This window comes from Labrys sedimenti, assembly GCF_034424805.1.
GTDB lineage: Bacteria > Pseudomonadota > Alphaproteobacteria > Rhizobiales > Labraceae > Labrys > Labrys sedimenti.
In genome coordinates this window covers 17858-40093 of record NZ_JAXOUF010000010.1, presented here as the reverse complement: position 1 = coordinate 40093, position 22236 = coordinate 17858, and the positions used below count along the sequence as shown (strand labels likewise).

Below are 22236 nucleotides of genomic sequence, written 5' to 3'. Positions count from 1 at the left end.
CTGGCCGGCCATCCGCGACCTCGTCACTCCCTGACGAGATCGCCCAGCATGTTGGCCGCCACGGTGAGCTTGGCCAGGGTCAGGCCGCTGGCCGCGATTTCCTCCACCGAGCGGCGGATGCGCGCGGCTTCGGGATGGGCCTCGAGCCAGGCTTCCGTCGCTGCCTGGCCGGACGAACCGGTCGCCAGCATGTCGGCGACCAGGCGCCGCTCGGCAGCCGCGATCTGTTCGATCGCCCGGTCGATGGCAAGGCGTTCGAAATAGTCGCTGGCGGGCACGGAGCGGGCAGCCGTGACGATGCGGTCGAGCTGGAAATTGGCTTCCGCCGCGTAGAAGGTGGCCGCGGTGTCGCCAATGGCCCTGCCGGTGCGGCCCGCTACCAGCACGATGTCGGGCGCCGACACCAGCGGATCGAGGTTGCCCATCCTGCCGGCGAGGTCTTCAGGCACGCCGCCCTCGACCAGCTCGCGGGTGCGCTTGAGGCGTGCCGCCTGCATCGCCTCAGGCAAGGTGGCGTCGAGCCCGATGGCGATTTCATGGACGCCGGCGCCGAAGCGGGCGATCACCGCTTCCAACCCGGGCGAGAAGTCGACATTGCGCACGAACCACACGACGCGCGAGAGCAGGAGATCCTGCAGGAAGCCGTAAAGGCTGAGCTGGAGCTGTCCGTCGATGCGATTGTCGAGGGCGTCGATGGCATCGTAGAGGTAGCGTAGGCCATAGGATTCATCCACGGCGGCGAAGGCCATGGCGATGGTGGTGACATCGGCGTCGGTCTCGTCGCTGAGGCGCACTACGCAGGCGGGCCCGCCGCGGTTGATGATGCCGTTGGCCAGATTGGTAGCGATGATCTCGCGCCGCAGCCGATGGTTCTCGACGGCATCGGGGAAGCGGTTCTGGATCTCGGGCGGGAAATACACCGACAACTCGCGGGCCAGATAGGGATCGTCCGGCACGCTGGTGACCAGCAGGTCGTCATAGAGCGTCAGCTTGGCATAGGCGAGCAGCACGGCGAGTTCCGGCCGCGTCAGGGCCTGGCCGCGGCGGGTGCGCTCGGCGATGGCGACATCGTCGGGCAGGAATTCCACGCCGCGGTCGAGCAGGCCGCGCTGTTCGAGCGACTGCATCAGGCGGGTGAGGAAGCCGGTCTCGGCGACGCCCTTGCGCTCGGAGAGCGAGAGCGCCAGCGTCTGCAGGTAGTTGTTGCGCAGCACCAGCGAACCGACCTCGTCGGTCATAACAGCCAGCAGGATGTTGCGATCGGCCTGCGTCAGGCGCTGGTCACGCTCGGGCCGGGCCAGGGCGATCTTGATGTTCACCTCGACGTCGGAGGTGTTGACGCCGGCGGAGTTGTCGATGGCGTCGGTATTGAGCTTGATGCCCTTCTGTGCCGCCTCGATGCGGCCGCGCTGGGTGGCGCCGAGATTGGCACCCTCGCCGATCACCCGGGCCCTGACATCGGCGCCGGTGATGCGGATGGGGTCGTTGGCGCGGTCGCCGACCTGATCGTCGGTCTCGCTGGCGGCGCGGATATAGGTGCCGATGCCGCCGAACCACAGGAGATCGGCGCGGGCCTTGAGGATCGCCGTCATCACCTCGGTGGGCGTTGCCTCGGCCTTGTCGAGATCGAGCAGTGCGCGCATTTCGGCGGAAAGCGGGATGGCCTTGAGCGAACGCGAGAACACGCCGCCGCCCTTGGAGATCAGCGACTTGTCGTAATCCTGCCAACTGGATCGCGGCAGGTTGAACATGCGCAGGCGCTCGGCATGGCTGATGGCGGGATCGGGCGAAGGATCGATAAAGATGTCGCGATGGTCGAAGGCCGCGACCACCTTGGTCGCCGGCGACAGCAGCATGCCGTTGCCGAAGACGTCGCCCGACATGTCGCCGACGCCGACGGCGGTGAAGGGCTCGACCTGGATGTCGGTGCCGAGTTCGCGGAAATGTCGCTTCACCGCCTCCCAGGCGCCGCGGGCGGTGATACCCATCTTCTTGTGGTCGTAACCCTGGCTGCCGCCCGATGCGAAGGCGTCACCCAGCCAGTGATGCTTCTCGATGGAGATGGCATTGGCCGTGTCGGAGAAGGTGGCGGTGCCCTTGTCGGCCGCGACCACCAGATAAGGGTCGTCGCCGTCATGACGCACGGTGTTGTCGGGCGGCACGATGTTGTCGCCGTCGATATTGTCGGTGAGTTCGAGCAGCGAGCGGATGAAGATGCGGTAGGCTTCCGTTCCCTCGGCCAGCCAGGCATCGCGGTTGGACGGCGGCGGCAGGCGCTTGGGCACGAAGCCGCCCTTGGCGCCGACGGGCACGATCACCGCATTCTTGACCTGTTGCGCTTTGACAAGACCCAGGATCTCGGTGCGGAAATCCTGGGGGCGGTCGGACCAGCGCAGGCCGCCGCGCGCCACCTTGCCGAAGCGCAGGTGGATGCCCTCCACTCGCGGCGAATAGACGAAGATCTCGTAGAGCGGCTTGGGGGCGGGTAGGCCCTCGACCTTACGGCATTCGAACTTGAAGCTGATCACCGGCCGGGGCTGGCCGTCCGGGCCGACCTGCCAGAGATTGGTGCGCATGATCGCCTGCACCAGATTGGTGAAACGACGCAGGATGCGGTCCTCATCGAGCGAGGAGACCGATTGCAATTGCTCCTCGATCTCGGCCACGATCTCGGCTTCATGCGCGGCCCGCTCGGCATCGGTGGCCGTCAGCCTTGGGTCGTGGCGGGCGCGGAACAGGGCCACGATGCTGGCGGTGATCTGCGGATTCTTGCGCGCCGTTTCCCACATATAGTCCTGGCTGAAGGGCGCGCGGATCTGGCGCAGATAGCGCGACAAAGCCCGGATGGCGGAGATCTCGCGCCAGCCCAGCGAGGTGCGCAGGACGAGGGCGTTGTAGCCGTCGGATTCGGCATAGTCGCCAACCACAGCCATGATCGAGGCTTCGAGGCGATGCTGGAAGTCGATGCCGGGCGGGATGGGCTGGCCGTCGCTGGTCTCAACCGTCATGTCGTGCAGCCAGACAGGGGCCGGCGCCGGCTTGGCGGTGGGGGTGATCTCGTAGGTGCGCTCGTCGACCACGCGCAAGCCGTGATTCTCGATCACCGGCACACGATAGGACAGCGACATCGGCGCGCCTTGCGAGAAGACCTTGAGGCCGCAGCGCGAAGGCGTGTCGTCCTCCTCCAGGCGATAGACCAGGATCGCCACGGGGCGGGCGGGCGTCAGCTTCTCGATCACGCCGATGTCGGCGATGGCCTGGGCGGTGGAGAAGGTTTCGGGATAGCCGCCGGTGAAGGCATTGGCGTAGCGGTTGCCGAGCAGGCGCGCACGCATGCCGTCGGTGGTGCCGGTCAGGGCGGCCCGCAGTTTGTCGCCCCAATTGGTGGCGATGGCAGTGATGCCGGCTTCCAGCACCGAACGCTCGATGAAGGGCGTATCCCCCTCATAGCGGCCGATGATGTAGTGCACGCGTGCCAGCGGCCCTTCGGGGAAGGCCGCATAGGAGGCCGAAAGGCGGCCCTTATAGGCATTGGCCAGATAATTGCCGATGCCGATGCGCACGTCGGTGTCGTATTTCTCGCGCGGAATGAAGACGAGGATGGAGACGAAGCGGTCGAACTTGTCGGCCCTCACCAGCGCACGCAGGCGCGGGCGCTCATAGAGAAGCAGGATTTCCATGGCGAAGTTGTAGAGCGTCTCGGAATCGACCTGCACGAGTTCGTCGCGCGGATATTCTTCGAGGATGTGCAGGATCGCCTTGCCCGAATGGCTCTGCGGATCGAGCCCGGCGCGCTGCAGCACCTGGGCGACCTTGTGGCGGACATAGGGAATCTGGCGCACCGAGCGCGTATAGGCTGCCGAGGTGAACAGGCCGACGACGCGCAATTCGCCCTCGACCTGGCCATCGGGCGTGTAGAGCTTGACGCCGATATAGTCCATGCGCACGCGGCGATGGACGCGGCTGTTCACATTCGCCTTGGTGACGATCAGGATCGTCGGCTCGCGCATGAATTCGCGGATTTCCGGCGTCATCACCACCAATTCGGTGCCGCGGCGCAGGATCTTGACCTCGGGATCCCTGAGAATGCCGAGGCCCTCGCCCTCGTTGACCTCGTCGGAGGCGTCGCTGTCGGTAGAGAAGCGATATTCGCGCAGGCCCAGGAAGGTGAAATTGTCGGAGCAGATCCATTGCAGGAGCTGGTTGGCCTCGGCGATCTCGTCGACCGGCAATGGCGGTGGATTGGTACGGAAGGACTCGATCGCCTGCTCGACCCGGTCACGCATGGCGCGCCAATCCGTCACGCAGGCCCTGACGTCGTTGAAGACCAGCGTCAGCCCGTCGATCAGGCTCTGCCGGTCGGCGTCCGAATCGATGCGGGCGATATGGATGTGGATGAGGCTCTCGCGCACGCCCTTGCTGCCTTCCGGCACGGCATCGCCGAAGAATTGCACGAGCTTGCCCTGGGCGTCGCGCTCCAGTGCGATGATGGGGTGGGCGACCAATTGTGCCTCGATCCCGCGTTCCGACAGCTCGGCCATGGTGGAATCGAACAGGAAGGGCATGTTGTCGTTGAGGATCTCGATGACCGAGATCTCGCGGCCGTCGGGCATGTCGGGATTGACGACGCGGATATCGGCATGGCCGGGCGTGCGGCGCTGCACATGGTCCCAGGCCTGCTCGGCCAGGAAGGCGAGCGAAGCGGCGTCGTGGGTGGCGAGGTCTTCGAGGGTGGTTCGGCCGAAGAGTACTTCGGCGAAGGTGGGAGGGGTCTTGCCTGGCTGGAGGCTCCTTGCCGCCTTGTGGATCAGGGCCGCCCGGGCTTCGTCGTCGCGCCACGCCATCTCGTTCATCCCTTCTTGCTACGCCGCCTTGTGGCGGCGCTCTGTGGAATTTCCGAACCCGCCCAGCGACGGGCTCGGAAATTCCACATTGGCCGAATACCGTGCAGTCCTACCCGGGACGAGGATTCCTCGCCTTGGGAAGGCCGGCATTGCCCGGTCGATGCGGCTCGGGTGACCATAGCTGAAATTAAGGCCGCTCAAAGTCCAGGCGCGACGGAAATTGCCAAATTGCGATGACAATATCGAGAAAGAGAGCGGGGCATTGTTAATGAGGTTGCCTTAGGGGTAGATCGGGGCCACACAGGCGGCTGAAAACGGTAATTTTCTGCTCCGTACCACGCGATTTTTGCGTTTTGCGATTTGACGGAATCGGCAAGAATCGCAAGAGGCACCGAAACAGGGAGCTGGGGCAAGCAAGCGTTTCCGTCGGAACGCGCCTTTCTCCAGGACGCAGGCATGAGCGCAGCAGGCAAGGGTTCGTCGGTCGATCCCAAGGAGATCGAACGCTTCGAGGCGATGGCGGCCGATTGGTGGAACCCGCGCGGCACCATGCGGGCGCTGCACCGGCTGAACCCGGTGCGACTGCGCTATGTCAGGGACCAGATCGCCGGGCATTTCGGCCGCTCCTCCGTCGCCCTCGACGGGCTGAAGGGCCTCAGGCTCGCCGATATCGGCTGCGGCGCCGGCCTGCTCAGCGAGCCGCTGGCCAAGCTCGGAGGCGAGGTCGTCGGCATCGACATGGCCGCGACCAATGTCGAGATGGCCAAGGCCCATGCTGCCCGTTCGGGCCTCGCCATCGACTATCGCGTCCTGCCTGCCGAGGATCTCGAAACGGCCGGCGAGCGCTTCGACGTGGTGCTGGCGATGGAGATCGTCGAGCATGTCACCGATCCCGCCGCTTTCCTGAAGACATGCGCTGATATGGTGAAGCCCGGCGGCCTCCTCTTCGTCGCCACCCTCAACCGTACCATGAAGGCCTATGCGCTGGCGATCGTGGCGGCCGAGAAGGTGCTGGGCTGGGTGCCACGTGGCACGCATGACTGGAACAAGTTCGTCACGCCGGCGGAGATCGAGGAGGCGGTGACGCCGCAAGGCTTGGCCGAGCTCGACCGCTGTGGCGTGATCTACAATCCTCTGCTGGACGAATGGCGTCTCAGCCGCGATACCGACGTCAATTACATGATGGTGTTTTCGCGGGCGGCGTGAGGAGCCTCAGGGCAGATTGTCCCTGAGATAGATGTCGATGCGGATGCGTTCCTGGCCATGGTCGATCGGCTGGCCGTCGGTGAGGGCACGCAGCACGCGCATGGCGCTGCGGGCTTCATGGCCGGGGTCCTGGTTGAGGATGGCATCGAAGGTGCCGTCGACCAGGGCTTCGCGGCAATGGGTGGTCAACTCATGCGCGATCACGCAGATACGGGCGCCGGCTTGGCGCTTGTTCAAGGCGGCGATCACGCCGCGATTGCCGCCGCCGAGGCTGTAGAGGCCGATGATATCGGGATGATTGTCGAGCAGGGCGCCGAGCACTTCCTCGACGACGGCGCCATTGTCGCGGCCTTCGATCACCGGCAGGGTGACGAGATCGGGATATTCGGTGCGCAGCACGCGTTCGAAGCCGAAATGACGCTCGACATGGTCGCGCAGCAGCATCGAGCCGGCGAGCACGGCAATGCGGCCGGAACGCCCGCGCAGGAAGCGCCCCATCAGCGAACCGGCGGTGCGGCCGGCCGCGCTGTTGTCGATGCCGACGAAATGAGCGCGGCGTGAAGCCGGCACATCGGACACCAGCGTCACCACCGGGATGCCCCGCTCGGCCAGCCGGTCGATGGCCTGGCGTATCTGGGCGTTCTCGGTCGCGACCACAGCCACGCCCGAGATATCGGCGCTGTCGAGCCCGTTGAGGATCCCGGCGAGTTTGTCGTCGTCGAAGGGCGGGATCTCCACGACACGGATGCTGATCCGGTCGGCGGCGTTGAGATCGGACAACCGCGTGGCTTCGTTCGCCAGGTTGCGCATGAAGGTGTTCACGCCGACCGGAACGAGAAAGACGAAGCGATATTCCTGCTGCTTGGCCAGCATGGCGGCCGCCATGTCGCGGCGATAGTTCAGCCGGGCCATGGCCTGCTCGACCTTCTCGATCGTCGCCGGCCGCACGCCGCCGCGGCGATTGAGCACGCGGTCGATGGTAGCGAGGCTCACGCCTGCCGCACGCGCCAGATCGTGCACCGTTGCCCGCGCCATGGTTCCACCTGTCCCGATCTTTCGGGAACGTACCTCAGAAGATTCGACGAGGCAAACGGCAATGGGCGATCGGCCTTTTCCTCGAAAACGTTGCTATCTCGTTCATATCAGGCGGCTATTGCCAGCGTCTCCCAGCCACTGTGCGACAGGGAAGAGCGCCTTGAAACAGGGAGCGATTCCTGAGGGACGCTCATCATCCGTGAGCAACATGGATGCCGATCCAGAAAAAAGGCCGGCATTGCTGCCGGCCTGGATGATGCTCAGGTCAACCGTGTTAGAACATCAGCGGCCAGACTTCCTTGGCGCCGCGATAGATCATGTCGCCGGCGACATAGAGGATGGCGATGAGGCCGACATAGGCAATCCAGCGATAGCGGTTGAGCAGGCGGGCGATCAGGCTCGCCGCGATACCCATCAGTGCGATCGAGACGACCAGGCCGAAGATCAACACCCACAGATGGTCGCGCGCCGCGCCGGCGACGGCGAGGACGTTGTCGAGCGACATCGAGACGTCGGCGACCACGATCTGCCAGGCGGCCTGGGCGAAAGTCTTGCGCGGGGTGCCGTTGCTCGAGCCGTTGCCGTTTTCCCCGTCGCCGTCGAGGGCGTGCTGGGCGGCGGCTTCCTCACTATGGCTGGTGCTCAGCTCGCGCCACATCTTCCAGCACACCCACAAGAGCAGGATGCCGCCGGCGAGCAGAAGCCCGACAATGGCGAGAAGCTGGGTGGTGATGGCGGCGAAGAAGATGCGCAAGACGGTGGCGGCGGCGATGCCGATCAGGATGGCGCGGGTCCGCTGCTCCTTGGGAAGGCCGGCGGCGGCGAGGCCGATGACGATGGCGTTGTCGCCGGCCAGGACCAGGTCGATCAGGATGACCTGGCCGAGCGCGACCAGGGAGGAGACAGAAATGGCTTCCGACAGGGTGGCAAGGATATCGGGCATGGAGGTAGGCTCTCTCGTTCCGGTGCGGGAGAGCGGTGCCGATTCGAGCCAGGAAGGAAGCCTGGGGCGCTAGGGGACGCCGACGCGCCGGGACCGCTCTGTTTGCTCCAGTCCGACATCACAGGTCCCGGAACGCTACGCATCGGGAACTGCCAGAGGGGCCCGGCCTGGTGCGGGTGGTGTACTGCAAGTCGAGATGAAAGAAAAGTAACGTTCCGGCATGGCTGCCGGAACGTTGCATCAATCCTCGGAAGCGGCGAGCTGGGTGAGAACCTTGCCGCGTCCGCGCCAGCGCATATAGGCCGGAACGACGAGAGCCAGGGCGGCGATGCTGAAGAGGATCACCGCGGGTACCGAGCTGAAGAAGCCCTGGTGCAGCTGGAGCGCCTTGCGAAGTTGCTCTTCGGCGAGCGGCCCCAGGATCAGCCCCACCACCACCGGCGCGATCGGATAGTCGTAGAGCCTGAGGCCGTAGCCCATCAGGCCGAAGGCGAGCAGCATGGCGAGCTGGGCCGGCGAGGGATTGGACGCCAGCGTGCCGAGCGTGGCGAACAGCAGGATGCCGGCATAGAGCCAGGGACGCGGAATGGTGAGCAGCTTCACCCACAGGCCGACCAGCGGTAGGTTCAACGCCAGCAGCATGAAATTGGCGACCAGCAGGCTGGCGATCAGGCCCCAGACCAGCTCGGGATTGGAGGTGAAGAGCTGGGCGCCGGGCTGCAGGCCGAATTGCTGGAAGCCGGCAAGCATGACGGCGGCGGTCGCCGAGGTCGGCAGGCCGAGCGTGAGCAGCGGCACCAGCGTGCCGGCGGCCGAGGCGTTGTTGGCCGCTTCCGGCCCGGCGACCCCTTCGATGGCACCGTGGCCGAACTCTTCGGGTTTTTCGGCCAGGCGCTTCTCCGCGGCATAGGAGAGGAAGGTGCCGATCTCCGCACCGCCCGCCGGCATCGCCCCGATCGGGAAGCCGAACAAAGTGCCGCGCAGCCAAGGCTTCCAGGAACGCCGCCAGTCCTCTCGGCCCATCCAGATCGAGCCCTTGATCGCCTCCACCGTGCCGGTGCTGAGCTGATGGGTGGCCGCGACGGCCAGCGCTTCGCCGATGGCGAACAGGGCGACGGCGAGGATGGTGACCTCGATGCCGCCGCGCAGATCGACAAGGCCCATGGTCAGGCGCCCGTTCTGGCCGCTGACGATGTCCTTGCCGATCAGGCCGATGACGAGGCCGATGAACAGCGAGGTCAGGCCCCTGAGGGCCGAGTTGCCGAAAGCCGCCGACACCGTGACGAAGGCGAGCACCATCAGCGCGAATTTATCGATGAACTTGAAGGACAGCGCAAACTTGACCACCCAGGGCGCGATGAAGGCCAGGGCCAGCGTCGCCAAGAGGCCGGCAACGAAGGAGCCGATGGCCGCCGTCGCCAAAGCGGGGCCGCCTCGCCCGGCCTTGGCCATCTTGTTGCCCTCGACGGCCGTGACCATCGAGGAGCTCTCGCCCGGCGTATTGAGCAGGATCGAGGTGGTCGAGCCGCCATACATGCCGCCATAATAGATGCCGGCGAACATGATGAGTGCGCCGGTGCCCGAAGGGTCGAGCTGGAAGGTCACCGGCAGGAGCAGGGCGATGGTCAGCGCCGGGCCGATGCCGGGCAGCACGCCGATCAGCGTGCCCAGCGTGACGCCGATGAAGGCGCAGATGAGGTTGAACGGTTGCAGGGCGACCGCCAATCCGTCGACCAGATGACCGAATGTCTGCATCGAAGGGTCCTATGAGCGTTTTTCAGAAAAACCGGTAGGGAGTTGCTTAACCCGCCTATCGCAAGGTGCCGCTGCCCCTCACCCTTACCCTCTCCCCGTAAGGACGGGGGGAGGGAGGCTTCTGCCGCGCGCTTCATACGAAATGGCCCTATCTCGTCCAACCGTCGGGCGAGAGGAGAGGCTGGAGGATTCGTGCAACGCCTGCGCCTCCCTCGCCCCGTCCTTACGGGGAGAGGGTAAGGGTGAGGGGCGGCTGGACTTCAACAAGAATCAAAGGATGCGCGACTGCAGCCGATGAGCGTCTCAATCGCTCAGGAGCGCGGAGACGGCATGTTCCAGCGGTCCCTGCGGCAGCGACAATTGCAGGAGCTGCGAGAAGGCCAGCCAGGTCAGGAAGGAGAGCACCACGCCGATCAGGCAGGCCAGCCAGAGCGGCTTGCCGAAGCCGCGGGCGGCCAGTCCGAACAGCAGACCGCTGGCGAGCGAAAAGCCGGCATTGACGGCGATGAGCAGGATCTGCGCCAGCAGGCCGGCGATCACCCAGCCGACCGCCGTGAAATCCTGGCTCTCTTCCGGCGTCGGCGTCTTGCCGCGCAGGGCGGATATCACAGTGGCGACCGCGAGGACGAGCAGTCCCGCCGCAACGGCATAGGGGAAGGCGGCCGGCCCGAGCGGATCGCTGGCAACCTTGGTGTTGAGCATGGCCGCATCGATGCCGATGACGACGGCGAGGATCACCAGGCCGGCTGCGATCACCAGCCCGGCGACGGTGGAGCCGGGCGGACGCCCGGGCTCCGTCTTGCCCCCCACGCTGCTCATTTGACCAGGCCGATGTCTTTGAGCACCGTGCCGGTGGCTGCGATGTCGCTCTTCAAGGCGGCATCGAAGGCGTCACCGGACAGATAGGTATCGGTCCAGCCGCGCTTCTTGAGTGTGTCCTGCCAGGTCTTCGACTTCACCATCTTCTCGATGTCGGCGGTGATGGCAGCCTTCTGTTCGGGCGTGATGCCGGGCGCGGCGGCGACCATGCGCCAATTCTCCAGGGCAACGTCGACGCCGGCTTCCTTGAAGGTGGGGGCATCGACGCCTTCGATGCGCTTGGCGCCGGACACCGCCAGAAGGCGCAGCGCGCCGCCCTTGATCTGGCTCTCGAACTCACCATAGCCGGAAATGCCGGCCGTCACCTGCTCGCTGAGCACGGCCGCAACGGCCTCGCCGCCGCCGGCGAAGGCGACATAGTTGATCTTGGAGGGATCGACACCCACGGCCTTGGCGAACAGGCCCGCGGTGATGTGGTCGGTGCCGCCGGCCGAGCCGCCGGCCCAGGAGACCGCGCCCGGATCCTTCTTGAGGGCTTCGACCAGGTCGCCGAGTGTCTTGATCGGCGAGGAGGCCGGCACGACGATGGCTTCGCTCTCGCCGGTGAGGCGGGCGATCGGCGTGACGTCAGCAAGGCTGACAGCGGAGTTGTTGGTGAGGATGGCGCCGACCATGACATAGCCGCCGACGATCAGTGCGGAGGGGCTGCCTTTGGCCTGGTTGACGAACTGGGCGAGGCCGATGGTGCCGCCGGCACCGGCGACATTGTTGACCTGCACGTTGCGGGCGATCTTTTCGGTGCGCAGTGCCGTCTGCATGGTGCGGGCAGTCTGGTCCCAGCCGCCGCCCGGCGCGGCCGGGGCCATGATCTCGTAGCCCGCCGTCTGGGCGAGGGCAGCGAGGCTGGAAAAAGCCAGGGCGCCCGCGGTGGCGCAGGCAAGCAAGAGTTTCTTCATCATTTCCTCCCTGAGCAAAGCGTTCATGACCAAACGCCTGCGATCGTGCGGGTAGGGAAAGGAGGAAGGGACATGCACCTTTGAGGCTGCTCCACGGCAGCCGCTCCTCCCAGCACCCTACGTCTTGTTCCGGACCTTGCTAGGTCCGGTTGCAGGCACGATAGCAACTATTCCTGTCAGCGACCTGTCAGCGCGAGCCGTCGGTGACGAGTTGGCGCCAGGTCGCCAGGAAGCGGGCCTTGCGCTCCTGGTCGAGCGCGACAAGCAAAGCGGGGCCGAGCGTGATCGGCTGCAGCACACCGCGTGAGGCGGCGCTGATGCGCTCGGCTGTCCAGCCGCCCGGCGTGCCTGGCACGATCGAGCCCAGCGCCGCCTGGCCCGCCACAACCGCCTGGCCTCGGCGGGAGAGGGCATAGTCGATGAAGCTGCGGCCGAGATCGGGCTGGTTGGCCCAGCGCGGCACCAGCATCACGCGGGTTAGGATGAGGGCATAATCGTCGGGAATGACGATGCCGATGCGCTTGTCGAGGCGCTGGCGGGCATAGGCGTAGGAGCCGAGCACATTGTAGCCCAGCGCCAGGGAACCGGAGGCGATACCCTCCAGGATGGCCGGGCTGGAGCTGGAAAGCTTGACGTCGGCCCGACCGAGAGCGCGGGTCAGGCGCCAGAAGTTCGAGGAGATCTGCGCATCCTGCGCCGCCAGCAGATGGCCGACCCCGCTCTTGCCGATATCGTAGGTCGCCACCTTGCCGCGGAAGCGATCGGTTTCCTGCTCCAGGAGTTCGGTGAGAGCGAGGTGGGAATGCGGGGCCTGTGTGTCGGGTACAAGCGCGCGGTTATAGACGATGACGATCGGCTCGAAGGTGAAGCCGAAAATCTCCGAGCGCCAGCTCGCCCAGGCAGGAAGGGCCGGCAGCAAAGGCGAAGCATGGGCGAGGGCGTGGCCGTCATTGGCGAGCTTGACCTGCAGGTCGGCGGCCGAGGAAACCAGGAGATCGACGTCGGCATCTAGCCGCTTGTCCTGCGTGCGCTGATAGAGCGGCAGCGTATCGGTTTCCTCATAGGCGACATTGACGTCGGGGTGCAGTTCCTGGAAGTCGTGGACCAACAATTCGAATTGCGGTGTGTCGGTGGTGCCGAGGATCGAGAGCGTCGGTCCGCCCGCTACCGGTGCCGGATAGAGCTTGGGGGCGGCCTGGGCCGTCTCGTTCCAACCGCCGCTGATGGCGATGCTGAGGGCCAGAGCGAGCGCCACCATGCCGCGTCTGAGGACGGCGCGCCCTCTCGCCTGTACCGGTACCAGCGGCAATTCGAGATGGACCTCCAGCCCGCCGCCGGGCCGGTCGTGCAATGACAGGCTGCCGCCATGGGCCTGCACCACGGTGCGGGCGATCGGCAGACCGAGCCCCGAGCCCACGGTGCCGGCACCGCTCTTCCCTCGCTGAAAACGCTGGAGCACGATGTCCTTCTCGGTATCGGGAATGCCCGGGCCGTGGTCGCGGACCATGATGAGCAAGCGTTCGCCCGGCGCCGTATCAGCCACGATCTCCACCACGCTATCAGGGGCATAGAGCAGGGCATTGCCGGCGAGGTTGCGCAGCATTTCCTGCAAGGCGAGGCGGTCGCCCATGAGACGGGCGCCGGCCAGGGTGGGGGCGACGGTCACGGTGAGGCGCCCGGCCTCATCGGGGTCGAAACGGCGTGCGACATCCTCGACGAGGTCGGTGATGGCAATGAGGGCGGATTCGCGGCTCTCGAGCCGATGGGTCAGAGTCGCTTCCATCAGGAGCTGGCTCACCAGTTCGCTGGCATGCATGGCATTGCGGTGGATCTTGGCCACGCGCTCGTGCAGGGCCTGGTAGTCGCGTTCGTCCAGGGCCACTTCGGCCTGGGCGCGCAGGGAGGCGAGCGGGGTGCGCACTTGGTGGGCTGCATCGGCGACCACGCCCGACAGCGCGTTCATCACGCTGGCGAGGCGGCGCATGAAATCGTTGAGGGCGGCGACGAGCTGGCTGACTTCTATCGGTACCGGCACGGTGAGAGGGGAAAGATCCTGCGGCGCGCGATCGCGCAGCGCCGCCTCCACCGTGGTGAGCGGGGCGAAGGCCCGCTGCACGCCGAACCAGACCAGGGCCAAGGCGAGCACAAGGATGCCGATCAGCGGCAGCACCGCCCGCGAGACGATTTCGGAGGCGAGAGCGGTACGTGCCCCGCGGGTTTCGGCGACCCGGATGGTCACCCAGCCGGCGGCGCTGCTGGCCGAGATCAGGCGGCCGATGCTGGCGACGCGCACGGGCTCGCCGTGATAGCGCGCATCGGCGAAGGCGGTTTCAGCCGAGCGCACGGCCGGCAATTTCTCGGCGAGATCGCCATAGCCGGTGACCAGGGCGCCATCGGGAGCCTCGACCTGGTAATAGATGCGGTCGCCTCCCGAGCCGAGCATGGCGAGGGCCGCATAGGGCAGTTCGACGGTGACACGGCCTTCTTCGACCAACACGGCCCCGGCGATGGTGAGCGCGGAGGCGGTGAGGAGGCGGTCATAGGCCTGGTCGGCGGCACGGCGGGCATAGGAATGGATGAAGACGATGAAGGCGAGCGCGGCGATGGCGAGCACCAGCAGGGCTGCCGCCAGGACGCGGCGGCGGATCGAAGCGGTAGCGCGCGCTGCGGTCGTCAGGGAGACGGTCGCGGATGCGACGGTCACGGGCGTGACGGGATCAGGGACCGTCATGCCGCCGCGCCATATAGCCTGCGCCGCGCATCGTCACGATCTCGATGCCGGCACCCTGCAGCTTGCGGCGCAGCCGCGAGACCAGCAGTTCCAGGGCGTTGACCGTGACCTCGTCGTCCAGGCTGAACACCTGGTCCATCAGCCGTTCCTTCGGCGCCACCTGGCCGAGCTTGGCGACGAGAATTTCGAGCAGGCGGAATTCGCGTCGCCCGCAATCGATGGGCCTGCCCTGGATCGCGACCGTGCGCGTCGCGAGGTCGATCGTCAGGGCCTCGACCTCGATGGTGCTGGCGCGCATGCCGGCCGGCCGCCGCATCACCGCACGGAGCCTCGCCTCGAACTCGCGCAGATCGAAGGGTTTGACCAGATAGTCGTCGGCGCCGAGGTCGAGCAGGCTGATCTTGTCGTCGACCTCCGAGCGGGCGGTGACTACCAGCACCGGGGTGCCGTGGCCGGCCCGGCGCAGATCGGACAGGATGGCGAAGCCATCGCGGCCCGGAAGCATCACGTCGAGCACCACGGCGTCGAAGGTTTCATCGCGCAGGCGCTCGGAGGCGAGTGCGCCATCGCGCAGCCACTCCACCGCATGGCCGGAGCTGCGCAACCTGGCCACCATGGCATCGCCCAGATCCTCGGCGTCCTCGACCAGCAGGATACGCAATCGACCTCCCTTTTCGTTGGGGAGACTGTAGGGCCGAGCGGGCGGATAGGGAAGGCGGGATTGGGCGGCGGACCCAAGGAACGCCGGACCCACGATGATTGAGGCGCTACCTGCCTTCCCCACTGTCTGGAGAAGGCTTGCCGTGCTTGATTGAGAGCAGTCCGGTGCTGCGATCCGCGTCTAGTTCCGATCGTCCGGCAGCATGGGCAGAGGCAGGATGTCGATGCCATCCTCGAGCAGGCTGCGGACATCCTCGCCGGTCGCCTCGCCATGGATGGTGCGATGCTCGCTCTCGCCGTCATGCATCTTGCGCGCTTCGGCGGCGAACTTGTCGCCGACATAGTCGGATTTCGCCGTCAGCATGGCATGCAATTCGCGCACCTTGGCGCGCAAGGCCTGTTCCTCCGGAGAGGTCAGGGCCACCGGCTGTGGCAAGACCGGCAGGTTTTCGCGAATTTTGGTGTCGGGATTTCCGCTTTCGCGGTCCTTGCGAGCCACCTGCGGTGCCATGATGGCCTTGCCAACCTCGGTGGAGGCGCAATGGGCACAGCTCAGCAGTCCGTGCTCGGCCTGGTCGTCATAGGCGGCACTGTCGCGAAACCAGCTTTCGAACTCGTGACCCTGGTCGCAGACGAGCGAAAAACGAATCACTCTGCAGCCCTCAGCGCCGGTTCCGTCTTCACCGTGAAGGAGCGCGCATTCTTGAGATTGGGGATCTTGCCGCGCGTCGCCGCCACGGCGTGCACGTCGATCTCGCCATAAACAAGCCCGAGCGTGTCGCCGGCATCGGCGACCACGCGTCCCCAGGGATCGATGATGACGGAATGGCCATAGGTGTCGCGGCCGTCGTCATGATGGCCGACCTGGGCGGCCGAGATCATCCACGCGCCGTTTTCGATGGCGCGGGCGCGCTGCAGCACATGCCAATGGGCTTCGCCCGTCTGCTTGGTGAAGCAGGCCGGTGCGCTGATCACGTCGGCGCTGGCATCGCCATAGGCGCGGAAGAGCTGGGGAAAGCGGACGTCGTAGCAGATGCCCAGGCCCAGCCGCGCGAAGGGCAGGTCGACCGTAACCGCATGATCGCCGCCGACATAGGCATTGGATTCACGCCAGGATTCGCCGCCGGCAAGATCGACGTCGAACAGATGGATCTTGTCGTAGGAGGCGAGCACTTCGCCCTTGGGATCGATGACGAAGGCGCGGTTGGCAGCCTTGTCGCCGACACGCACGGCCATGGAGCCGATATGGAGATGCAGGCCGTTATCGCGCGCGATCGCACGAAAGGCGTCGAGCTCGGGATTGCTCTGCTCGTCGCCGATGGCGGCCATCATGGCCGCCCGGTCGCGGTTGACCACGGTGGTCATCTCGGGTGTCTGCAGATATTCGGCTCCGGCGGCCTTGGCCTCGCGGGCGGCGGCGGCGACGGTTGCGACATTGTCCGATGGCACCAAGCCCGAGCGCATCTGCAGAACGGCGGCTTTGAAACGCATGGATCCGTCTCCCTGGATAGCTTCAGGCTGCAATGAGTTTGTCGAGGCCGCCGGCAGCGTCGAGATCGTGGAGATCGTCGCTGCCGCCGACATGGGTGTCCCCGATGAAGATCTGCGGCACCGTGCGCCGTCCGTTGGCACGCAGGCTCATGGCCTCCTGCAGGTCGGGCTTGCCGTCGACGTCGATCTCCTCGAAGGGAATGCCCTTGCGGGTGAGCAGCGCCTTGGCCGCCTTGCAATAGGGGCACCAGGATTTCGAATACACGACGACGGGCGGCATTGCCTTCATTCCATCCACAAACGACCTTGCCCACAGATGGGAAGGCGAAGAACCAAAATCAATCGGTATTATAGGCAGTTGCCGCAGGCCGACAAGAAGGGGCGTCCCGGAGCCGCAGGCGGCGGCTCACGGCTTCTGGAAGACCATCCAGGCCCGGTCGAAGGCGCGGATGCGCATGTCGTGCTCGCGCATGAGGATGTAGAGAGCGCCGGTGGGCAGCAGGCCGAGGGCGTCGTCCCGGCCGATCTGCAGCAGCAGGCGCCAGCGATCCGCCGAGCGCAGCAGCCTGCGAGCCTCCGCGATGGCATAGGCCTCGCCCGTGCCGCAGAAAATGCCGTGCGATGCCAGTTGAGCCTGGGCCTGCATGCCGTTCTGCAACGGGCGCGGCCAGCCGCCGAGCTGGTGGTTGGCGCCGCCTTTACCGTCCGGCGTGCCGTAGCGGCCGAGCCAGGTCTCGTAGTGGATCTCCTCGCTGTCCTCGTCCCAGAAGGTGGACGCCTCCTCGCCATGCGGGAAGGCGTCGAATCCCTTGTCGCTCGGCGGGATGGCGGTGACGACGGGGCGCGCCGTCACGGCGGCCGGCTTGAAGCGGCTGCTCCAGCGTTCCTGCGCCAGGGCCGCCAGCGCGGCGGGTTCGGCCTTGCGTTCCAGGCGCTCGACCGGGGTCTTGTCCCAGATCAGGCGCAGCCCGGTCGCGGCATGCGGATCGTAGGATTTCGGCTTCACCCAATAGTCGCAGAACAGCAACAGGCGGCCGTGATGGGGCAGTGCCGCGGGAAAGCCCGGGGTCAGCGACAGCGAAGCCAGATCGAGCTGGGCGATGAAGGCGAGAGGAAACACCGCTGTCACCGCCCTGGCGAGGTCGCTCTGCTCGCGGCTGGCCTCCCGGGCGTGCTCCGGCGTCAGCCATGAGCCTGGCCGCGTGGCTTCGCTGGCCAGGCGATCGGCCTCGGTGAGATGGGTCTGGGTGCGTTCGGCCGCATCGCCATAGGGCGGGCGTTCCGGCCAGGTCATGGTGTCGGGCAGGTCGGGCAGGCCGCCGATCTTGCTGGCGCCGAGCGGAATCCGGCTTTCCTCGCAAGGCGTGGTTTCCAGCACCAGCGCCGGCCGGGCCTGCTCGACGAGCCGGGCGACGCTTTCGGGCGCGAGGCCGGCTTCGGTCAGGGAACTCTGCAGGGCCTCGCGGCTGTCGGGCCAGGCGAGAGGGGGCGATTGGTCTATCGGATCCAAGTTAGGTAGTCCCGTTCGGTTACTCGATCGGCGTCGCCACCCGGGCGAACACCAGCATGTCGACATTGGCGGCGCCGGCCCGCAGCAGGGCGCGCGCCGCCGCTTCGCCCGTGGCGCCGGAGGTCAGCACATCATCGATCAGCACGATGCGCTTGCCCTTGATCGCCGGCCTGGCGCCTGGCGGAACCACGAAGGCACCTTGCACGTTGCGGGCCCGTTCCTTGCGGCTGAGGCCGACCTGATGGGCCGTGCGCCTGGAGCGGCCGAGCAGCAGCGGCTCATGGATCACCCCGCTGCGATTGCCGATCTCGCGCGCCAGCAAGGCGGCCTGGTTGAAGCGCCGCCGCCACAGCCGCAGGCGATGCAGCGGTATCGGCACCAGCATGTCGGCGTCGGCCAGCACGTCCTGTCCGGCCTGGGTCATCAGCCGGCCCATGAAGGGCGCGATCTCGACGCGGTCGCCATATTTGAGCCGATGCACCAGCTCGATGGCGGCGCCTTCATAGCGGGCCGCAGCCCTGGCGCGGCCATAGGCGGGCGGATCGGCGATCGCCTGGGCCGAAACCATGCCCTCGCCATGGTCGTAGACGAAGGGAATGCCCAGTCTCTCGCAATAGGGCCGCTCGATCAGGGACAGTTGCTGCCAGCAGGCCACGCACAGATTGGCGTGGCTGGCCGTGGTTTCCCGGCAACTCAGGCAGCGCGGCGGCAGGATGATATCCGCCAGCCGGCTTCCCGCCTGCAGGAGCAGTCGCGGCAGCGAAGAGGGGGCTATGGCGGGGACGGACATGGCGGCAAAGTGGCAAAGATTACCGAGCCTGTCATCAGGACATTGCAGTGGAAGTTCCACCGGTAATATGAGAAGGCATTGGGGCTTAATTTGCCGAGCGAGCCCGACATCGCCATTATACCCGCCATATTTACGTTTGAGACTGGAATATTTGCGTCAATGTCCGTCCCGCTTCGCACTGCCATTGCCCGCCTCGATCTGTTTGCCGGCGCAAGCCCGGAGGATATCGACGCGGTTGCGAATCTTGCCATCGAACAACGTTTTCGCGACGGCGAATCGATCTTCTCGCGGGGAGCGCCGGGCGAGGGCATGCTGATCGTGCTCCAGGGTACGATCCGCCTTTCCATCGTTTCCGTCGAGGGGCGCGAGCTGATTCTGCGTGAAGCCGGGCCGGGAGACGTGATCGGCGAGATCGCGGTGCTGGATAGCGGCCGGCGCACCGCGGATGCCACCGCGGTCGGCCCGGTGGTTGCCGGGTTCATCGCGCAAGCCTCCTTCGTACGGCTGCTCGCCACCCGCCCGGCGCTGCAGATGCCGATCCTGCAGGTACTGTGCGCCCGGCTGCGCGACACCACCGACCAGCTCGAATCGATCGCGCTCTATCCGCTCGAGGCCAGGCTGGCCCGCTTCCTTCTCTGGCATGTCAAGCGGTACGGGCGCACCCGCGCCGACGGCGCCCGCAGTGCGCCGCTGACGATCTCGCAAAGCGCCATCGCCAGCTTCGTCGGCGCCAGCCGGCCCAAGGTCAACCGGCTGCTCGCCGCTTTCGAGGAACGGGGTGCGATCGAACGGCGCGGCGCCATCGTGCACTGCCATGTTGCCGCGCTCTCCCAACTGGCGCAGGCGGAGACGGTCCCCGGCGAGGCGCATGCCGGCGCCGGCCAGGACGCGGCGCGTGGCTGATCTTGCCTTCAAGCCCGCAATTGCCACCGGGCTGACGGCCTTCATCCTCGGTCTTTATTTTCTCGTCTACAATCCGGGTGGGGCCGCCAACACGCTACGCGAAGAGGCCTTCGACTTTCTCGAGAGCGTGATTCCGCCCAAGCGCCTGCCCGACGGCGTGGTGGTGGTGGATATCGATCGCCGGACCTTGTCGGCCAAGGGTGGTGGCTGGCCCTGGAGCCGGGAATGGCACGCCGATCTCATCGCGAAGCTGAAACAGTCCAATCCTGAAGTGATTGGGATTGATATTCTGTTCTCCGGTCCGGATCGTCGCTCACCCGCTTTGATCCTGAGCGAACTCGCCAGGACAACGGGGCGAACGGATCTCGAAAAGACTGCTGAGGGATTACCCGACGGTACCAAGCGCCTTGCCGAGGTTATTGATGGTTCCGAGGTGGTACTGGGGTTGCTGCTCGATGAGGCCGGCAAGGACACCGTGCCTTTTCCAAGCCCGATCCTCCAGATGGGATCCGCACGGCAACAATTGCGGCCGGTCCAGGTGGCCAGCGGTTTGGATGCACCCTTCGCCGGACTGAGCGATGGTGCCGCGGCGGTGGGAGCGTTGTCTTTTTCGGCCGGCACGGGCACGAAAGTACGCCAAGCCCCCGCTTTTGTTCTCGGCGGCGGAGAGATCTTCGCCGGCTTTGCAATGGAGGTGTTTCGCAATTCTCAGCAAGCCTCCGCCTTTGTCCTCGAGGAAAACGGTACCGGCGTCTCTGTCGGTGATCGTCGTATTCCTCTCGACGAGGGGGCTGCCATGCGATTGCATCTGTCTTCGCCTGCAACCTGGGGCGCGCGTACTGTCTCTGCCATCGATGTGTTCGAGGGCAAGGTGCCGGCCGAACGCCTTGCCGGTCGCATCGTGCTGGTGGGTACCAGTGCGCCCGAAGGTGGAGCATTCCTTGCTACATCGGTGGGGCCGATCACGCCGACCGTGCAGGTCCAGGCCGAGGCCATCGAAGGCCTGCGTTCAGGGGACATTCCCCGCCGCATCCGCAACCCTCGGGTGCTTGAACCCCTCGCCGCTTCCGCCCTCGGCCTCGTGGCGCTGGCGGCCGCGCTATGGCTCGGCCCTCTGGCGGCGAGCTCGGTGCTGGCGATGCTGATGCTGGGCTGGATCGGCTTCAGTGCTGGCCTGTTCGCCAGCACGCGGCTGCTGATCGACCCCGCCGGCCCGCTGATCCCGGCCATCGCCGCCGCCAATTCGGCCCTGGTGGTGATGTTTGCCCACACCCGCAAGCTGCGTGGGGCGATCGAGCGCAAGTTCGGACGCTATCTCTCTCCGGAGATCGTGCGCCGGCTCACCGCCGCCCCGGAGGAATTGAAGATCGAGGGCGAACTGCGCGAAGTCTCGGCGCTGTTCTCGGATATCGAAGGCTTTACCACCATGTCCGAGAACGCCGAGCCGCGTACGCTGGTCGGCGCGCTCGACGCCTATTTCGACGGGGTCTGTGCCATCGTCATCCGCCATGGCGGCATGGTCGACAAGATCGTCGGCGATGCCGTGCATGGCCTGTTCAATGCGCCGCTGACGGTCGAGGGACATGCCAAGGCAGCGCTGGACTGCGCCATCGAGATCGGCCGCTTCACCACGGAGTTCCGCCAGCGCGAGGATGCCAGGCGCCTCGGCTTCGGCCGCACCCGTATCGGGCTCGATACCGGGCCGGTGATCGTGGGCGATGTCGGCGGTCTCGGTCATCTCGACTATACCGCCCATGGCGACGCGGTGAACTCGGCGGCGCGCCTGGAGGCGCTGAACAAGCAGTTCGGCACCACCGTTTGTCTGGGCGCCCGCGCGGCCGCCGCCATCGGCGAGCCGGAGAGGCTGCGGCCCCTCGGCAATGTCGTGCTGCGCGGCCGTACGGCGCAGACGGCCGTCTTCAGCCCCTGGCCCGACGATGCCACTCCCGAGCGCCGCCAGGCCTATATGGCGGCTTTCGACAGGATGGCCTCGGATCCGGCCGAGGCGCGGAGCCTGTTCCAGGCTCTTGCCACGACCTGGCCCGGGGATCCGGCAGTGGCCTACTGGGTCAAGACGCTCGCCTGAGATCGGGTGAAGCGCCGCCGCTGGTCCGGTCGGTGAGGAGTAATAAAATACCATCACGTGTGTTTTTCGAGATGAGCGGAATCTACTTTCCCCGATGTCTATTATTTGTTTTGTTTGAATTTAAAAACGAGGCATGAAAGGCAATCTTGTTTCGATTTATATCAAATAATCCTGTTGTATTATTTCAGTGCATTGGAGTGCGATGTATAGATGATTTTGATATCATTGTTTTAGAAAGATCATTCATTTTGGTAAGTATATATCTATACAATATAAAATCTAAATTATCTAATCGTGACTTGATCGTGAAACGTCAAGTAAAAACCAAAAAATACGGCAAGCGTCGTATGGAATGGTAAGGTTTGTTGAGATAGCTTTCGGCTGCGGGGACTACAAATCCAAGCCTGCGTCGATTCGGCCTTACCGGGGGGTAAGACGTGCCGGGTTTGGCGTGGGGTGGAGGCAGTATCCCCGCGGCGGGGTCCGTTGTCTCAACTTGTTGGAACC

Annotated in this window: 16 protein-coding genes; 3 read left to right on the top strand and 13 right to left on the bottom strand. The window is 65.7% G+C overall.

The features are described from left to right. Positions 1-23 precede the first annotated feature (23 nt). Positions 24-4844 carry an NAD-glutamate dehydrogenase gene (locus tag U1R88_RS23865; protein ID WP_425545479.1) on the bottom strand — a complete coding sequence of 1607 codons (4821 nt, stop codon included), beginning with the start codon at positions 4842-4844 and terminating at the stop codon, positions 24-26. A 456-nt stretch (positions 4845-5300) separates the two neighbouring features. Between U1R88_RS23865 and ubiG the strand changes: the two genes are divergently transcribed. After that, on the top strand, positions 5301-6050 hold the full coding sequence (gene ubiG, locus U1R88_RS23860) for a bifunctional 2-polyprenyl-6-hydroxyphenol methylase/3-demethylubiquinol 3-O-methyltransferase UbiG (RefSeq protein ID WP_322433501.1): 750 nt from the start codon (positions 5301-5303) through the stop codon (positions 6048-6050). A gap of 6 nt (positions 6051-6056) precedes the next feature. Here ubiG and U1R88_RS23855 read toward each other — a convergent pair whose 3' ends face one another. From U1R88_RS23855 to U1R88_RS23800, 12 genes are all read right to left on the bottom strand, one after another. Beyond that, entirely contained in the window at positions 6057-7085 is a 1029-nt protein-coding gene (locus U1R88_RS23855) for a LacI family DNA-binding transcriptional regulator (protein ID WP_322433500.1), read from the bottom strand. A gap of 274 nt (positions 7086-7359) precedes the next feature. Beyond that, positions 7360-8028, bottom strand: coding sequence for a TerC family protein (locus U1R88_RS23850; RefSeq protein WP_425545475.1), 669 nt, complete (start codon positions 8026-8028; stop codon positions 7360-7362). A gap of 240 nt (positions 8029-8268) precedes the next feature. Further along, on the bottom strand, positions 8269-9783 hold the full coding sequence (locus U1R88_RS23845) for a tripartite tricarboxylate transporter permease (RefSeq protein WP_322433499.1): 1515 nt from the start codon (positions 9781-9783) through the stop codon (positions 8269-8271). A 303-nt stretch (positions 9784-10086) separates the two neighbouring features. Next, the gene (locus U1R88_RS23840) at positions 10087-10602 is read right to left on the bottom strand and encodes a tripartite tricarboxylate transporter TctB family protein (protein ID WP_322433498.1); all 516 of its coding nucleotides are present in this window, start codon (positions 10600-10602) and stop codon (positions 10087-10089) included. After that, positions 10599-11558, bottom strand: a complete 960-nt coding sequence (locus U1R88_RS23835; RefSeq protein WP_322433642.1) for a Bug family tripartite tricarboxylate transporter substrate binding protein — start codon at positions 11556-11558, stop codon at positions 10599-10601. The genes U1R88_RS23840 and U1R88_RS23835 overlap by 4 nt, the downstream gene beginning before the upstream one ends. A gap of 187 nt (positions 11559-11745) precedes the next feature. Then, the gene (locus tag U1R88_RS23830; protein ID WP_322433497.1) at positions 11746-14289 is read right to left on the bottom strand and encodes a sensor histidine kinase; all 2544 of its coding nucleotides are present in this window, start codon (positions 14287-14289) and stop codon (positions 11746-11748) included. Then, positions 14276-14950 (bottom strand): response regulator transcription factor, encoded by a 675-nt coding sequence (locus U1R88_RS23825; RefSeq protein ID WP_322433496.1) that lies wholly within the window; start codon positions 14948-14950, stop codon positions 14276-14278. The genes U1R88_RS23830 and U1R88_RS23825 overlap by 14 nt, the downstream gene beginning before the upstream one ends. Positions 14951-15130: 180 nt before the next feature. Beyond that, positions 15131-15601, bottom strand: coding sequence for a DUF1178 family protein (locus tag U1R88_RS23820; protein WP_322433495.1), 471 nt, complete (start codon positions 15599-15601; stop codon positions 15131-15133). Continuing rightward, positions 15598-16440: a carbon-nitrogen hydrolase family protein gene (locus U1R88_RS23815; RefSeq protein WP_322433494.1), complete on the bottom strand. Its 843-nt coding sequence runs from the start codon at positions 16438-16440 to the stop codon at positions 15598-15600. Before U1R88_RS23815 ends, U1R88_RS23820 begins: the two co-directional genes overlap by 4 nt. 22 nt (positions 16441-16462) lie before the next feature. Beyond that, entirely contained in the window at positions 16463-16720 is a 258-nt protein-coding gene (gene grxC / locus U1R88_RS23810) for a glutaredoxin 3 (RefSeq protein WP_322433493.1), read from the bottom strand. A gap of 126 nt (positions 16721-16846) precedes the next feature. Further along, a complete protein-coding gene (locus U1R88_RS23805; RefSeq protein WP_322433492.1) occupies positions 16847-17950 on the bottom strand; it encodes a DUF1963 domain-containing protein in 1104 nt (367 codons plus the stop codon). A gap of 19 nt (positions 17951-17969) precedes the next feature. Further along, positions 17970-18740, bottom strand: a complete 771-nt coding sequence (locus U1R88_RS23800; protein WP_322433491.1) for a ComF family protein — start codon at positions 18738-18740, stop codon at positions 17970-17972. Positions 18741-18899: 159 nt separating this feature from the next. Between U1R88_RS23800 and U1R88_RS23795 the strand changes: the two genes are divergently transcribed. Together U1R88_RS23795 and U1R88_RS23790 are read left to right on the top strand one after the other, a co-directional pair. Further along, positions 18900-19643 carry a Crp/Fnr family transcriptional regulator gene (locus U1R88_RS23795; protein WP_322433490.1) on the top strand — a complete coding sequence of 248 codons (744 nt, stop codon included), beginning with the start codon at positions 18900-18902 and terminating at the stop codon, positions 19641-19643. Beyond that, on the top strand, positions 19636-21729 hold the full coding sequence (locus U1R88_RS23790) for a CHASE2 domain-containing protein (protein ID WP_322433489.1): 2094 nt from the start codon (positions 19636-19638) through the stop codon (positions 21727-21729). The genes U1R88_RS23795 and U1R88_RS23790 overlap by 8 nt, the downstream gene beginning before the upstream one ends. Positions 21730-22236 lie beyond the last annotated feature (507 nt).